A 15,300-nucleotide genomic window follows, 5' to 3' on the forward strand; every position below is an offset into this window, starting at 1 on the left:
GTAGGTTGGTTTAAACTCATTTGTATAACTTGTATAAAATTAGTATATTTGTTGCATCGAGACCTAAGGGGTTGTACGACCTCGGCTGGCCTCGACCAAATCCTCGGTTTGGGACCGGGGTTTTTTTATATCCTAATAATTCCTTTTTCATCACTAATTGGTGATACATGGCAATTACTGGCAAGCTTTCTTTTAAATATTCTATCAGCATCGAACTTTTTTCTTGCAGTTCGCGGAAACTCCTGTTCTTTAAAAGTATAAGCAGTAACATCGGCTGCCTGAATAAGCATGGAGTCTGATGATACTTTATAAACCGGATCTTCGATGATCCAGTTTATTGGAGCAACACCACTATGCTGATCACTTACTCCAGTTCCAAGTAATTTGCGCACATGAGTAGAAATCTTTTTTTCATTTGCCCTATCAAAAAACATAACGCCCCATTCTTTTTTAGTTTGTAAAAAGTGATCGTAGGCCTGGTACAACCTGGTTACGATTTCAGTTATGTAATTGGCAGGATCTAGTTTCGACTTTGTTTATCAAGTACAACGGCAATAATTTTAAACTCGGCCTGTATACCAATTACATGGCCAAAACTTTCAATCAATTTCCATCGTTCAGGAACACTGATTTGTTTGTAAATTGTGTTGTTGTGAGGATCTACCAATTCGGCACAATGAAACTCCTGATCGTAAGGCAAGATGCCTTCCCTGGCAATTTGTTTTCTAAAGTTTTTAAGAATATTTAACGATTGCTTCCACTGGGCGTCTTTAATAATTATGGCAGTATAAATTAAATATGGAGAACCATTTTTAACAGGCTTAGAAGCATCATAGGAACCAGCATCTCCACTTTCATCAGCGTAACATAAATACATATTTGTTATTGTGTTTAAGCAAAGATAAGCACAAAATGCTCAAAATTGGAAATTATTTTAATTCATACGATTGTATTTTATTTTAAGTAAAAAATGGTTCTGAGTATCTTCACCTGCATTTTTATAAGCTGCTTTAAGTTTAAAGTACAACGGAACCATCAATATTTCCTGTAGCAATATTTCGCATAAATTATTGCAGCATAAAACTTCAAAGGGTAAGTTTAATTCATATAGTGAGGTATATATTCAAAAATGAACTTTATTATGTTCAAAAGTGAGTCGTGCTGAGCCTGCTTGCCTGCGTATCTTTATGTAAACTGTAAAGAAAGGAGGAAACATGAATAAACTGTTACTTGAACTTCACTTGAATGCAAAAAACAGCGGTAAGCTTGTTTTAAAAAGCCCGGGGCAATTATTGCGCTTAAAAAAGCTGGACAATGCAATGCCCCTTGTGGCCAGCCTGCACCAGCTGAGCAAGGCCATTGATGCCGGGGCTGTACAAAATTGCGGCTATGAACTGAGAGACATCAATGGCAAAGAGTGGCTACTGGAATGCAAAGTGATAAGGGGGCTTGTGGATCTGCAGCTGTGGTTTCAGAGCCTGGATTTGAACGAACAGCTCCAAACCTTATTTAACTGGCGCGGCCCTGTGAGGGAATTTGTTAGCGCCATTAATGGTATGATTGAAAGAATGCCAAAATACAGGTTTGCATTTTGGTGAAATTATAGCTGATATCGTTGCTAACCACAGCTTAAAAAAGGTTTGCAAACGTCTATAAACCCATTAAAATTTTTTGATTATGGGAATTCAACACTTAGGAGCCTTTGGTGGCTTCGTGAACAAAACCGGGGCCCTGGTAGGGCACAGGACAGGGGGGCAGAATGTAATTACGGCCATTCCGCATCCTTCAAATAAACCCCCAACAACGGCGCAGTTAAACCAGCGCGCCAAATTTAGGTTATTGGGGAGTTTTTTACGCCGGATGACCGTTTTGATTAGGGTAGGCTTTGAGGAATCCCGCCTGCAAAAGCAGTCTGCTTTTAGCGCGGCCTTTAAAGAAAACTACTACAATGCGATTACTGGTGTAGCGCCAAACTTTACCATTAATTACCCCATGCTAGTGTATAGTAAAGGTATACTTAGTGGACCTTATACTGCAAGCGCACTGGCAGTTGCAGGCTCTAAAATTGAAGTGACCTGGACTGCACAGATTGCAACGGGCGTTGGTGAGGCAACAGACAAAATTACTGTTGTGGCTTACAACCCTGCAAAGAAACAATTTGCAATGCTGGCGGGGGCGGCTTTAAGGTCTGCTTTAACTTTTAACCTGCAGGTACCGCCAGACTGGGCTGGCGACGGATGCCATGTATGGGCAAGTATGGTAAGTACTGACGGTAAAAAGGCAAGTGACAGCCAGTACCTGGGCTTACATACAATTCTTTAATTAATAGGGTGCCTTTTTTAGGCACCCTTAATTCCACATTTAATTGAACAAACGATGAAAGAGTTATTGATAAACAGGGGGATATTTTTTCTGCGCAGCATAACGCAAGCAAAAAAAGAGCACCATGTGCTGGGTTTGCTACTGGTACTCTGGGTGGCCATTAGCCTGTTTTTTAGCAGCCCGGAAATGACCGCAGGAATTAACCAGACCATGCCGCTGCTGCTTGTAATTGGGCTGTTAACCTACCTGATCTTACTGGAAACCAGTTTATGGTTATTTAACAGGTTCCTGATCCGTATGGGCTATCCATCTTTACAGGAAATGGTATCACAATTTAAACAGCTGGAAGAATGGCAACAATTAATTTTTTTATGGGCATCGTATGCCTTGGTGTTATTAACTGGCACAGCCTGCATAGCCACAGTTTTATAACTTTTAAAACTTACAATTATGAAAAAGAGAATAATAGGCAAAACGTCATCGAAATTGCCAGAAAAGAAATCGGTATTAGGGAAACTGCTGAAAATAGCGGCCCGAGAATCAATCAATATCTTGCTTGCGTGGGTTTTAAAAAAGCTGCGCCCTGGTGTGCAGCTTTTTGCTCGTGGTGTTTCAGGCAAGCAGGTTTAGCCAGGCCACGGACAGCCTGGAGCCCAGGGCTTTTTACGCCGGCAAGAACGGTTAAAACGGCCAAGGCCGCGCTGGTGATGGGAATTTATTTTCCATCACTGCAGCGCATAGGGCACTGTGGTATTGTGGAGCGGGTGCAGGGCAGCCTGGTGTTTTGCATTGAAGGGAACACCAATGTGGCCGGCAGCCGCGAAGGGGATGCGGTGTTGCGCAAAGCAAGGCATTACCGAAGCATTGCTAAATATGCGGAATGGTTATAGCTTGAAAAACATGAAGTTATGGGTGTTTTAAGGAAGGGCATATTTGATGGTTTTGAAAACAAAACCGGGGCTTTGATTGGGCGGAGGGTGAAAGGCAAAAATGTGATTAGCGCAGTTCCGCACAGCGCTGCAAAAACCAGAACGCCTGCCCAGCTTGATCAACAATTGCAATTTAAGCGCGTGGTGGCGTTTATGAGAAGCTTTAACGAGTTGATTGCAATTGGCTTTGCAAAGGGAAAAAACAAAGGAAATGCTTTTAATGCAGCTGTAAAGTTTAATTACAAACACCTTATTGGTGGAACAAGCGACCAGGCAGGGATAGCCTGCCAGAAGCTGGTATACAGCCGGGGCTGTCTTGCCGGGCCGCTTGCTCCGCTGATTAGCCTGGGCACTGATGAAATTTGGGTAAGCTGGCAGCAGGACAGGCAACACCTGTTTAACCTGGGCTCAGACAAAGCCAGCTTTTTGGTGTATTGCCCGGAAAAAAATCTGGTATTGAAGTTTGTGGATGTTGAAAGGAGGGCTGCACTGGCCTATAGCATTAACCTACCGCCAGGTACAACTGGCGCCCAATGCTATGTGTTTATGAGTTTTAGAAGTGCAGATGGCAAAAATGTAAGCGACAGCAGGTTTATAGGATTAATTAATATTTAAGTTATGGCAGTATATAACAAGGGCATTTTTGGTGCCTGTAAAGGGAAAATTGGCAAGCTTGTATTTTATGAGCTAAATGGTAAACAAGTGGTGCGCACGCAGGGCAAACACAACCGGCAGGCAACCGTGCTGCAACTGCAGAACAGGGCCGAGTTGAATGCGGTGATGCAATTTTTAAAGCCCATACGGGAGTTTGTTAATGCCGGCTTCGAAAAGGCCGCCAGGGGCAGCACAAAATCGGCCTACAATGTAGCCGTATCTTACAATAAACGAAATGCAGTAACCGGTACCTACCCGGATGTAACGATTAGATATGAAAGTGCAGGGCTAACTGAGGGAACCATGAACCGGGCTGACGCACCTGCTGTAGAACTAACTACGGCCGGCCTGAGCTTTAGCTGGGCCTGCCCGCCCGATTTACCATGGCCCAGGCCCAATGATCAGGTAATGCTTTTGGCTTACTTTCCGGAACTGCAAAGTGCCGAATATATATTGTATGGTGTAGCCAGATTTGAATGTGCAGCCATTTTGAGTTTGCCTGCCGCTTTGTTAACTGAACATATGGAGGTATATATTTCTTTTATAGCACAGGACAGGAAACAGGTTGCGAATAGCAGCTATTTAGGGAGGTTTAATTAAGACGAAGGATTGGCACCTCATGCAGTTATAAGATAATATAATTTTTTTTAGTGTCGACTGGATGGCTTGTGCTTACCAATTGTATTAGTTATAAAAACAACGTATAATGGAAAATTTATAAGCACTTAAAATCATAAAACATGAAAAATCAAAAAAGTAAGCTCCCAGCACAAAAAACAAAAACTTTGTATTCTTTTAAAAAATCAATCGTTGTCTCGTCCTAAAAAAACTTTACAGGCATTAATCGTGTGGGTATTATTGGTGGCCGCATTTGTGATTTTTATGTTGTTCTTGATCATCAGGTATTTAAGAAGTTGAAAGATTTATCCATTTATCTGATATGCTAAGGCGTTAAAAAAACAATCCTATCGTCACGGCTATCGAGACTATGGCGGTGAAAGAAATCTGGTCATCACAGCCTGGGGTTCATAAAATAGTTTCTATTAATTTAATATAATTTCCGGCATCATATGCCTTTCACTCATTTCATCAAGATAAAGTCGATCAATATGTTCCAGTAATCTTTTAAAATCAGCATCTGTAATATTCAAAACAGAGTGGTAAATAACCTCACATAAATGCTGATCGTTATAAGATTCAACTAAGAACTTTACCAGTGTGAGTTCATTTTCGATAGCCTGGTCATATACACGGATCGATATTTTTTTATTGAAGCCTATAGTCTGGAAAGATGTGTTAAAGAAGCCAAAGTGCTGCTGATAGCTTAATGACCTGGTATTTATAATCACTCTTTCTTTGCCCAAAAGGTTCCATAAAGTATATTTAAGGGTAAAAAATTCCAGTACAGAAAAAGCAAGGGCGGCAACAATTATACCCTCAATGAATGAAATAATGAACGCATAGCAATATCTGCCACAAAAGGGTTTGGTACTACTTCTGTGCCTGCAAACTATAAATTATCAAGGCAATTTAAGCGATAACAATAGCTATATTTAGCCTTACCATTCATTTTATATGAAATCAGATCTGGAAGAATTAATTGAGGCTTGTGAAAACGAGAAAGCAGAACTCGAAAAACAGATTTCCGAGTATGCTTCGGAAGGCGATTACTTATATGCCTATCACCATCAAAAAGGCCTGAAAAAGCTTAATGGGATGCTTGACGTTCTTAAGGGGCTACAAAATCCCTTATATAAAAGTATTACGGAAGAAGAGCGGCGCATGAGTAATATAAAAAAACAGATGGACCGCGCCAGGCTTATGGGAGTTGGTGCTTTTTGGGAAAATATGATCAAGGAAAGCGAAACCAGGATCCAGAATTTAAAGCGAGAGGCTGTTAAACCGGGGTATGATAGCCAGGAGGTGGACGAAGCGTTGTTCAGCCTGGCCAATGGAACTGTAAAAGGGTTTAAACTTTATTTTAAGACTTCTCCTGATGTATTTGTAAGTTTTAAACTAACAGATCAAGATATAGACGTCATGTTGCAATACGATGCGGCTGCCTATGAGGAATACGGAAACACTTTTCGGAAAACGAATCAGTTTAAGAATTTGGGCTTTCAGTTGGAGGGTGATCATTGGATATATCATTATCCAGTGAATAAGTTTAAAGATGCTTTAGAGATCAAGACTATGTTGGCCCGTTTAATTTATGATGTGTTTTATTACGATAGTAGGTATGATGTTGCAAGAATTGTTTATGATTAATGTTAAAGTCATGAAAAATTTAACTTCTGAAAATCAAAGCCGGGCGGTTTTGCTGACTTAATTTTTATTTCGTGAAAAAAATGTAAAATACAACGAGAGCGTTAATTTTAGCGGGAGCATCCATTCGTGGTTGTTCCCGCTTTTTTTTTCAGTATTAAGCGATTGAAATCTTAACTTTAACCATGAGGTTTGAAGTTTATTTGCCTTGCAGGGAGTTGCTGCCCTACGTAAAGCAGCTGGTTATTTCTGAAAATGAAAATGCTGCCACTTATACCGTGTTGCCTGATACTGCACTGGTAATCGGCTTTCAATACAGTGGCCGATTGGCTTACCTTAATCATGGGCTTAAAAACCCATTGTCTACTGCTGGGGTAACCGGATTAAGGGATACTTATCGTGTATTTCAAAATACTGCTGGTGTAGGCTCGGTACTGGTGGTGTTCAGGGAAAATGGGGCGGCCAGGTTTTTAAGTACTCCTTTGCATGAACTGTTTGGCGAAAGCCTTTCGTTGGAACACTTTTTTGCCCGCCAGTCACTCCTTGAACTGGAAGAAAACCTGGTTAACTGCGATAGTGACATAGCCCGCATCCGCCTGGTTGAAAACTTCCTTATCGCTCATTTAAATGAGCGCCCTGCAGATCTGCTGGTAGTCAAAGCCCTGCAATACATCCATGAATCTAAAGGTACTATACGGATAGCTAAGCTGGCTGCAATGCTGCACACCAGTGCCAGCCCGCTCGAAAAGCGCTTTCGTCTGGAAGTTGGTGCCTCTCCTAAGAAATTTGCAACCATTGTACGCGCCCGTTATGTACTGGCCGCCATGGAGCATGGTAACCAGGGTTATGCCGAATACCTGTTAGCCTTTTACGACCAGGCTCATTTTATCAAAGACTTTAAAAAGTTTGCTTCCGTTACGCCCGAACAATACTTAAAGCAATTGAAATAAACGGATTTTTACAATGAGCGCTGGCCCGGCCGCGATACCTTTGAATAACAAAATTTAAATACGATGTTCACAGTACAACAAATGAAGGCAGCCCACGCCAAAGTAAAAACAGGTGCAGATTTTCCTGGTTATGTAAAAGAGATCAAACAACTGGGCTTGATACATTATGATTTTATGGTCAAAGACGGTAGCACTGTTTACCATGGTGCAGGTGGTTTACAGGTTAGCAGTGATCCGGTCTATCCTGAAAAAGCAATTTCAGAAGCAGCATCGCCTGCAGCCGTTAAACAGATCATATCCGAACACCAGCAAGGTAAAAGCGATTTCCTTACCTTTTGCGATTTAGTGGCAGAAGCGGGCGTTGAAAAATGGGTGGTAGACACGGAGGCCATGGTATGTAGTTATTATGACCTTTTAGGCAACATCATGCTGGCAGAACCTATACCTGATGGATATTGAATATTCCATTTTGCAGTTTTAATATGCAAAATAAACCTGTTTTTGCTTAAATAAAATGCAAAATGGAGAGTTTAAAGCTGAATATTAGTGGCTGTGCTTCCAGTTTTCGTAAAACTGGATTTGGTCCCTGATGGAGTTCAATAAGGGCATATCCAGTTCGCAGCCAAGGGCTTCGCAGCGTGCGTGGTCTTTCTCATCGAGTTGAATTGTACCAATGACTTCTTCCTCTATATAAATTTGATATCGCGAGTTGTCTAGAGGCTTGATGTTATAAAATTTGCCTTGCCCATTGTAAGCAACCTCTATTCTGAATTGTTCCATCTTTTAATTTTTATGGTATTAAATGTAAAATGAGTTAGTTTAACAATGGTTGAGCCGGGATTGTTTAGAAACAGTATATCGCAATTAAAATGCTGTAATACCAAGGCAGCTGCTTGCTCGTTGCTATCTTTGCCCGGAGTATTTATATATTATGGAAATTAACGTCTTAGAGTGGTCATTAATCACGACGATTTCTCCATAAAAACCACCTATAAGCCATACAGTGGTGATAATCATCAGCAATTTGAAACGCTGCCTTTGATGAAATCATATTCTGTATAGTCGGGAACAACAAAAAGATGTTTTATTAAAGGGATATTTGTTTGCCTGTACGTAGCGTGTTATTTTTTGAGGACCAGGATTTCTTCTTTCGTAAGATCTGTCAGTTTTATGATGTCCTCGATAACAAAGCCCTGCTCAACCATTTTCAGGGCTATTTCTATAGATCTTTCATGCTTTCCTTTTAACTCACCCTGCGCTACAGCATAGTCCATAACATTTTTATTGTCCCATTTCTGCTTTAAACTTCTGTTATACATCGCTCTTTCCTCCGCTGTTAAATTGGCATATTTAGCCAGGTTAAATAATCGGTCAAATTCCGGGCCGTTTAAATATTCTGGCTGTTTTTTAAATTCTGTTAAATGCTTAAACGCATACAGCCATTTTTCTAAATCTGTATATAATTCTACTGGCTTCTTAACAAAGTTAAGCATCTCTATGAAAATAAGATTGAGTTTATCATAGAATATTTTACCGGTATGCCTGATGGCCAAGCAGATATCCTGAATGTATTCTGATCTAGGACTGTCTGGCAGGCAGAAGTCTTCCAGGAAAGCAATAAGATAAACCTCCGTAAGATTGTAGGCCCATTCTTTTCTGTTACCTTTTGGAGCCTGTTCACTTATAGCCCTTGAAGTGTAAAAAAGTGCCCGTTCCTTAAAATGTTTCTGATAACCACGCTGAATTTCGATAATAAATTTACTGCCATCAGCATCTGTACAAAATACGTCAAATACCGCTCCACCTTCCTCAGAAATTTCGCCGGGGAAGTCGGTCTTTCCGTACTCAATGTCAATAATGTACTTTCTACCTTTAAAAAGGTGGTTTAATAAACCGATCAGAATCGGTTTACTTTCTTCGGTTGCCAGGAGTCTCTTGAAAGAGAAGTCAACAAAAGGATCTATGTAAGTTGTTGTTTGGTTTAAGTCTGCTTGCATATTCATAAAATATGCAGACAAACCTACACCGGTTATTTTTCAATTTAAAGAACTCTGTGAACTTCAGGAAACTGTCCGGAAATTGGCATGTTTTCTGAAATCGGATTTTGTTTTGTGAGTGTTTGATGTAAGTAAACAAAATTAAATTACGTGGCACGTATACGCGGTTTGTTACATGTCCTGTTCAGGCCTTGCAACTAGTAGCGGGAAAATAACTTTTAATCTGCGGCAGGGCTTTCAAGCCCCTAATGGATGGCCTAATAGCATATTAAAAAGGGTAAATTTATTGATCTCATCTTTTAGTCGCCTGGACTTGGTGTCGGCTGCAGGATTCGAATCGTTTATAGGTCTTTATTTGAGTTGATTGGTCAAAAGGGAAAGGATAGACCCTCAAGATGCCTGGTTTTCGTCGAAAAATGCCCTGAAGATAGAGACGCTAATTTTTAGGGAGTGTCGATCAGCAGTTCTGTAATGTTGGAAGGATTGGTTATATTCGGTTAAACGAAAGAGGTGATTTCTACCCCTTACTATAGCCAATCAGGTGGCTACTTTGCTCCGGAATAAGGGGGTACTTTCCTCGGAATATGCACCCAAAGGCCACTACTAAGCCCTCGCTCTCCTAAGTTCTCCAATTTCACAACAATAATATTTTAATTCCGGGCATAACTTAACCTAAGAATCCAGCTGTTTGGCTGGATTTTTTGTTTTATCTAATCTTTAGGTTTTGCATTCATGATCTACGATTCGATGCCAGCAGTCTGGGGATAAATGATGTTACCGGAAATTTGTACCAGGTAGGCGTAATTGTTCTGGTTGTCATTTGCGCTTTGTCCGAGCAACAGCGCTGCATGATCCTGTTTAAGTACTTCGGCCATGAGCTTTAGGTTTTGGTAGACGGTGACTTTGGCCGTAAATATATGCTGGCAAATTTGAAGGATGTTGATGTCTTTTAAGAGGGAAGACTTGGTAGTGGATTTGATCTGTTTTAAGATATCCAGCAGGCATTTGTCGATCGCGCTGATCTGAGCACTTTCTTTGCTTTTTAGCAGCTGCTGACATTGTTCAATACGTTCAATGTGTTGTTGGAGTTCTGTTGAAGCTGAGACCAGTGCACTTCTAAGTTCTTCGGTATAAGATAGTGGGGCCAGTTTTTCAAATGATTTTGCATACTTTTTTTCTGATTCCAGCAGCCTGGTGAGCTGCTGAAGATATAAACCTTGCAAATCTGTGTTTACTGGTTTCATTGTGTCCATTTTTAGGTTAATGTTTTAAACTGTTTACCCGGAATTTCCCGGGTAAACAGTTGGGTGTTTTATGCCGGATCATCGTCCGGGTTTTCAAAATCTGCGTCTTCCTCGTCGCTAGAGGAACCTGAGTCTGGGTCGTTCTCAGGATCGATATCCAGATCATCTGAATTGTCAGTTTCCTGATCGATTTCCAGTTCTTCACTTTCCTGTTCAAGACGGGTTCCTTCCCCGTCGGCAAATTCTGTTTCTCCGGGGGTGTAACCGGCTTGTTCATTATTGGCGCTGCCGTCCTGGTTGGTTTGTTCATGCTGTTCTTCGGGGTTTCGGCCGACCTGGAACTGTTCAGGGTTTATAATTTCTTCTTCTGGTAACTGATCTTGATTTTCCATAATTGTAGATTTTAGAAACGTATAACATTTTTTGATTGCTTAGGTTTTTGTTGTTTTTTTATTTGCATTTGCAACACAGTATGGCGGTATTGAGCAGTAAGGAATGCTTAGCTTTTGTTTTGATTTTCCTTCCGGCTCTTTTGAAAGAGATTTAAAACTTTTTGATCTCGCAGAGGTTTATGCCTTTATCTATTAGGTATGTAATCTTCAACACTATCAATGATTGCGATGAATAAGAATGTTGAGCACTTTTACGATAAGTTTTATGATTGGTTGCTGTTAAAAGGCCCAGTCGTTTTACTGGGGATTGCTGTTTTGATCATTGGTCTGTGGCTGATCAGGATATTTGCACGCTGGATGCAAAATAGGATGCAGCGTAAAAAGATCAACAGTTCATTGAAACCTTTTTTTCTTAGCGTGGCCGTTGTAGTGCTTAGGATACTGCTGATTTTTTTGGTGATGCAGATTATGGGTATTCAGCTGACCATTTTTGCTGCCTTAGTTGGTGCAATTGGTGTTGCTGCCGGCCTGGCGCTATCTGGTACGATGCAGAATTTTGCCAGTGGAGTATTGATCTTGTTATTAAAACCTTTTCGTGTATCGGATAATATCATTGCCCAGGGGCAGGAGGGTACAGTATCTTCCATACAACTCTTCTTTACTGTGGTAACCACTTTTGACAACAGAACAGTGATTATACCAAATAGTAAGCTCTCTAACGAGGTCATCATCAACATCAGTGCGATTGGTAGCAGGAGACTGGATCTGGAGCTAAAATTTAATTACGGGATCGACCTATCAAAGGTTAGAAAAGTGATCGATGAAACCATTATGGAATCTAAGTCAGTTTTAAAAACGCCTGAGAAAAGGGTAGGAGTATCTGTATTAGAAACCGATGGTTACAAGGTGATGATCAATGTCTGGCTGAATTCTCATGGTTTTCATGATGCCAGGCTGATCTTTCAGGAAAATCTATTAGAAAATCTGAAATCTTCCGGTATTAAGCTACCGGGAATGGATTCAAAGTAATATGCAAATGATGAAGCGAGAAAAAATTACATTTAAGGGGATCTGGGAAGTCTTAAAGGCAACCTTTACCGGGTTTTTTGAGCATAAGGTAACCAAGCTGAGTGGTTCATTGGCTTATTATACTGTTTTTTCTATGGCGCCGCTACTGGTGGTGATTATCTCTTTGTGTGGTTTATTTCTGGGGCAGGAAGCTGCCCAGGGAGAGATTTATAACCAGCTGGCTGGTTTTATGGGTAAAGAAACTGCATTGCAGCTGCAGGAGATTGTTTCAAAAGCGGCCATTGGAAATAAGGACAGGATTGCTTTTATTATAGGGATTGTTACCTTGCTCATTGGGGCGACAACTGTATTTGCGGATATTCAGGAATCTATCAATACGATCTGGGGCCTTAAGCCCAAACCAAAACGCGGATGGCTAAAAATGCTGCAGAACAGGTTTCTGTCTTTTTCTGTGATCGTTAGTTTGGGTTTCATTTTGTTGGTATCATTAGCGATCACCACGGTATTAGATGGTTTTAGCAGCCGGCTTCAGGCCCGATTTTCTGATGTCTCTGTAGTGGTGTTTTACATACTGAACCAACTGTTGACCCTGGCGGTGATTTCGCTTATTTTTGGAGTAATCTTTAAAGTGCTGCCCGATGCGATCATCAAATGGCGGGATGTGTTATCCGGGGCAATAGTGACTGCCATTTTGTTTATGCTGGGCAAGTTTGCGATTTCTATTTATATCGGGCAAAGTGATGTAGGCAGTACCTATGGAGCGGCAGGATCACTGGTCATTTTATTGCTCTGGACTTATTATTCATCGATCATTTTGTATCTGGGCGCAGAGTTTACCAAAGCTTATGCTGTTGCCTATGGTTCGGAGATTCTCCCTTCGCATTATGCCGTGACAACTAAGGAAATTGAAGTGGAGACTGGTCATAATTCTGTTCAGGAAAATGCTTCTAAATCGTTTTGACTTATTAAAAAACTTTACTGTTCCTTCTGGCGTGTTGTTGTTATTAAAAATTAGATGTTCGGCAAACTTTGGATTGTCCCATTACAGGGATGATAACAGTCTGTTTTGAGTTTTGTTTAATAAAATATTAAACTAATTTTTATTAAACAATCTGTTTTTCAGTGTGTTGAAATTAAGCTAACTAAAAACATCTACTATGAAAGCAGCAGTATTTAATAAACTTAATCTATAAAAGATGGAAAATAGCAAACAGAATTCTGCTTTAAGAGACAGTACAAGTAAGAGCCTGTGGCAAGAAGTTGCTGTGGTTGCCGGCGATAAATCAACAGCTGTTGTAAATGAACCCGATAAAATATACGATTGCCTGATCGTGGGGGCGGGCATTACCGGAATTACGACTGCCTTGTTGTTGCAGCGGGCAGGACATTCGTGTGTGATTGCAGAAGCGCGACAACCTGGATTTGGAACGACCGGAGGCACTTCTGCGCATTTAAATACTTTTTTTGATGCAACCTATCCGGAGGTGGAAAGTGATTTCGGCAAGGAAGCTGCTAAATTACTTGCCAAAGGAGGCCAAGAGGCCATGTCAATGATTGAGGGTTTTGTAAAAGAACTCAATATCGATTGCGATTTGGAATCTAAACCGGCATGGCTTTATGCGGAAAATGAGAAAGAAAGCAAGCAGTTGCAGAAAATCCTGGAAGCTTCTCAGCGTGCCGGGGTTTCAGTTGAGGTTACGAATGAAAATCTCGTACCGGTGCCTTTTGATTCGGTGATCCGTTTTGAGGGCCAGGGACAGTTTCATCCCTTAAAATATATCAATGGGTTGCTCGCCGAATTCCTAAAGCTTGGTGGTGTATTGCTGCAAAACTCAATGATTAGGCACAGCAGTGTTGAAGAGGGTATCTATGCTGCAAAATCCGATACCGGTATGATCCGTGCGAAAAAAATGTTCTATGCTACACATATCCCGCCTGGAATAAACCTGATGAGTTTAAGAAATGCACCATACAGGAGCTATGTGCTTGGTTTAAAACTAAAAAACGATAATTATCCTGATGGCCTGGTTTATGATATGCAGGAACCTTACCACTATTTTCGCACGCATGTAATTGAAGGACAGCCTTATTTGATTGTAGGCGGAGAAGACCATAAAACCGGTCACGAGGATCCGGAAGCTGCCTTTCAGCGCCTAAAGGATTATGCTGGTCAATATTATTCGGTGGAGTCTGTGGCTTACCAGTGGTCGGCACAATACTATGTTCCCGTAGATGGATTGCCATATGTCGGGCAATTGCCGGCTGCGGCTGAGGGGACTTATGTTGCTACAGGATTTAACGGCAACGGGATGATGTTTGGAACGCTTTCGGCAAAGATCATTTCGGATCTGGTTTTGGGAAAAGAAAATGAGTATGCCAGTTTGTTCAGTCCATCCCGACTAAAACCTGTAGCAGGATTTACAGAGTTTGTAAAGGAAAATGCGGATGTGGCCTGGCATTTTATCGCCGACCGGTTTTCTTCATCGAATTTGAAAGCGTTGAGCGATCTTAAACCAGGTGAGGGAAAACTGGTGGATTATGAGGGGAAAAAGCTGGCGGTCTATAAGGATGATGCCGGAAAGGTAACGGCGCTAAACCCTACCTGTACCCACGCGGGTTGTACCGTACAATTTAATGCTGCTGAGCAAAGCTGGGACTGTCCATGTCACGGAGGAAGGTTTGATATTTCAGGGAAAGTGTTGACGGGGCCTCCGACAATAGACCTGGAAACCGTGATCATCAGTTATGACCAGCAACCCTAAATGATTTATGCTCATTAAAGAGTTTATGCTTTTATCTATTATATATCTAATCTTCAACACTATGAAAACTAAAAATTTGTTAAAATTTTCTGCTGGCCTGATGGTTTTTGCCGGATTAACTGCTTGTCAGAATACAGACAGAAGCGGTAATGCACAGTTGGACAGTGCTCCGGTTGGCAGTGATTCTCTGCGCAAGGCAGACAGTTCAGATGCCCGAAATGATGTGACTCATATGAGTAAGGTGGATGGCGACGGTGCGGCTTTTATGGATACCGCTGCTGTTGGCGGTATGATGGAGGTAGATCTGGGTAAACTTGCGCTTCAGAAGTCTTCCAATGCACAGGTTAAGAAATTTGCCGCGAAAATGGTTGCCGATCATACACAGGCCAATACTGATTTGAAAGCTGTCGCTGCGAAGCTGGAGCATTTGTTGCCTTCGGCTTATCCGGCGGATGTTAAAGCGCATATGGATGCGATGAAGAAGTTAAGTGGGAAAGAATTTGATCAGCATTATATGGATATGATGGTAAACGATCATGTTAAAACCCTTGATTTGTTTAGATCAGCGAGCAGCTTAAGAGGAGAGCTTAAGGATTTTGCTGCCCGCACGCTTCCGGTTTTGGAAAAACACCACGAGATGGCTAAGGAAATAAATGCTTCGCTAAAATAAAATTTAATTCTCATGGTTTTCATGATGCCAGGCTGATCTTTCAGGAAAATTTACTGGAAAATCAGAAATCTTCAGGTATTAAGCTA

Annotated in this window: 20 protein-coding genes; 13 read left to right on the forward strand and 7 right to left on the reverse strand. The window is 41.2% G+C overall.

What is annotated here, in order from left to right; genetic code table 11:
• Positions 1-125: 125 nt before the first annotated feature.
• A complete protein-coding gene (locus B9A91_RS16180) occupies positions 126-485 on the reverse strand; it encodes a DUF3800 domain-containing protein (RefSeq protein ID WP_144008965.1) in 360 nt (119 codons plus the stop codon).
• A gap of 35 nt (positions 486-520) precedes the next feature.
• A complete protein-coding gene (locus B9A91_RS16185; protein ID WP_084240047.1) occupies positions 521-877 on the reverse strand; it encodes a DUF3800 domain-containing protein in 357 nt (118 codons plus the stop codon).
• A 337-nt stretch (positions 878-1,214) separates the two neighbouring features.
• Here B9A91_RS16185 and B9A91_RS16190 point away from each other — a divergent pair, with 337 nt between their 5' ends.
• From B9A91_RS16190 to B9A91_RS16215, 6 genes are all read left to right on the forward strand, one after another.
• A complete protein-coding gene (locus tag B9A91_RS16190; RefSeq protein ID WP_084240048.1) occupies positions 1,215-1,598 on the forward strand; it encodes a hypothetical protein in 384 nt (127 codons plus the stop codon).
• A gap of 79 nt (positions 1,599-1,677) precedes the next feature.
• Positions 1,678-2,322 (forward strand): DUF6266 family protein, encoded by a 645-nt coding sequence (locus tag B9A91_RS16195; protein WP_084240049.1) that lies wholly within the window; start codon positions 1,678-1,680, stop codon positions 2,320-2,322.
• Between the two features lie 54 nt (positions 2,323-2,376).
• The gene (locus B9A91_RS16200; protein WP_084240050.1) at positions 2,377-2,754 is read left to right on the forward strand and encodes a hypothetical protein; all 378 of its coding nucleotides are present in this window, start codon (positions 2,377-2,379) and stop codon (positions 2,752-2,754) included.
• Positions 2,673-3,212, forward strand: a complete 540-nt coding sequence (locus B9A91_RS16205) for a CHAP domain-containing protein (RefSeq protein ID WP_144008966.1) — start codon at positions 2,673-2,675, stop codon at positions 3,210-3,212. Before B9A91_RS16200 ends, B9A91_RS16205 begins: the two co-directional genes overlap by 82 nt.
• 18 nt (positions 3,213-3,230) lie before the next feature.
• A complete protein-coding gene (locus B9A91_RS16210) occupies positions 3,231-3,866 on the forward strand; it encodes a DUF6266 family protein (protein WP_084240051.1) in 636 nt (211 codons plus the stop codon).
• 3 nt (positions 3,867-3,869) lie between these two features.
• Positions 3,870-4,505, forward strand: a complete 636-nt coding sequence (locus B9A91_RS16215) for a DUF6266 family protein (RefSeq protein WP_084240052.1) — start codon at positions 3,870-3,872, stop codon at positions 4,503-4,505.
• Between the two features lie 443 nt (positions 4,506-4,948).
• Here B9A91_RS16215 and B9A91_RS16220 read toward each other — a convergent pair whose 3' ends face one another.
• On the reverse strand, positions 4,949-5,269 hold the full coding sequence (locus tag B9A91_RS16220; protein WP_084240053.1) for a hypothetical protein: 321 nt from the start codon (positions 5,267-5,269) through the stop codon (positions 4,949-4,951).
• A 211-nt stretch (positions 5,270-5,480) separates the two neighbouring features.
• Here B9A91_RS16220 and B9A91_RS16225 point away from each other — a divergent pair, with 211 nt between their 5' ends.
• The 3 genes from B9A91_RS16225 (at position 5,481) to B9A91_RS16235 (ending at position 7,579) form a co-directional block, all read left to right on the forward strand.
• Complete coding sequence (locus tag B9A91_RS16225) at positions 5,481-6,173, forward strand: hypothetical protein (protein WP_084240054.1); 693 nt, start codon at positions 5,481-5,483, stop codon at positions 6,171-6,173.
• A 182-nt stretch (positions 6,174-6,355) separates the two neighbouring features.
• Positions 6,356-7,120 carry a helix-turn-helix domain-containing protein gene (locus tag B9A91_RS16230; protein ID WP_084240055.1) on the forward strand — a complete coding sequence of 255 codons (765 nt, stop codon included), beginning with the start codon at positions 6,356-6,358 and terminating at the stop codon, positions 7,118-7,120.
• A 63-nt stretch (positions 7,121-7,183) separates the two neighbouring features.
• Positions 7,184-7,579, forward strand: coding sequence for a DUF1398 domain-containing protein (locus B9A91_RS16235; RefSeq protein WP_084240056.1), 396 nt, complete (start codon positions 7,184-7,186; stop codon positions 7,577-7,579).
• Between the two features lie 84 nt (positions 7,580-7,663).
• On the opposite strand, the gene B9A91_RS16240 is transcribed toward B9A91_RS16235, so the two are convergent.
• The 4 genes from B9A91_RS16240 to B9A91_RS16255 all read right to left on the reverse strand — a co-directional run bounded on the left by B9A91_RS16240 (position 7,664) and on the right by B9A91_RS16255 (position 10,753).
• Positions 7,664-7,900: a hypothetical protein gene (locus B9A91_RS16240; RefSeq protein WP_084240057.1), complete on the reverse strand. Its 237-nt coding sequence runs from the start codon at positions 7,898-7,900 to the stop codon at positions 7,664-7,666.
• Positions 7,901-8,241: 341 nt separating this feature from the next.
• Entirely contained in the window at positions 8,242-9,117 is an 876-nt protein-coding gene (locus tag B9A91_RS16245) for an Rpn family recombination-promoting nuclease/putative transposase (protein WP_084240058.1), read from the reverse strand.
• 737 nt (positions 9,118-9,854) lie between these two features.
• Positions 9,855-10,361, reverse strand: coding sequence for a DUF892 family protein (locus B9A91_RS16250; RefSeq protein WP_159451724.1), 507 nt, complete (start codon positions 10,359-10,361; stop codon positions 9,855-9,857).
• Positions 10,362-10,429: 68 nt separating this feature from the next.
• A complete protein-coding gene (locus B9A91_RS16255) occupies positions 10,430-10,753 on the reverse strand; it encodes a hypothetical protein (RefSeq protein ID WP_084240060.1) in 324 nt (107 codons plus the stop codon).
• A 228-nt stretch (positions 10,754-10,981) separates the two neighbouring features.
• Here B9A91_RS16255 and B9A91_RS16260 point away from each other — a divergent pair, with 228 nt between their 5' ends.
• From B9A91_RS16260 to B9A91_RS16275, 4 genes are all read left to right on the forward strand, one after another.
• Positions 10,982-11,782 (forward strand): mechanosensitive ion channel family protein, encoded by an 801-nt coding sequence (locus B9A91_RS16260; RefSeq protein WP_235012585.1) that lies wholly within the window; start codon positions 10,982-10,984, stop codon positions 11,780-11,782.
• Between the two features lie 7 nt (positions 11,783-11,789).
• Positions 11,790-12,743, forward strand: coding sequence for a YihY/virulence factor BrkB family protein (locus B9A91_RS16265; RefSeq protein WP_200815678.1), 954 nt, complete (start codon positions 11,790-11,792; stop codon positions 12,741-12,743).
• Positions 12,744-12,978: 235 nt separating this feature from the next.
• The gene (locus B9A91_RS16270) at positions 12,979-14,544 is read left to right on the forward strand and encodes an FAD-dependent oxidoreductase (RefSeq protein WP_084240063.1); all 1,566 of its coding nucleotides are present in this window, start codon (positions 12,979-12,981) and stop codon (positions 14,542-14,544) included.
• A gap of 61 nt (positions 14,545-14,605) precedes the next feature.
• A complete protein-coding gene (locus tag B9A91_RS16275) occupies positions 14,606-15,214 on the forward strand; it encodes a DUF4142 domain-containing protein (RefSeq protein WP_159451725.1) in 609 nt (202 codons plus the stop codon).
• Positions 15,215-15,300: the final 86 nt, after the last annotated feature.

Source organism: Pedobacter africanus, assembly GCF_900176535.1.
In the GTDB taxonomy this organism is placed as follows: domain Bacteria; phylum Bacteroidota; class Bacteroidia; order Sphingobacteriales; family Sphingobacteriaceae; genus Pedobacter; species Pedobacter africanus.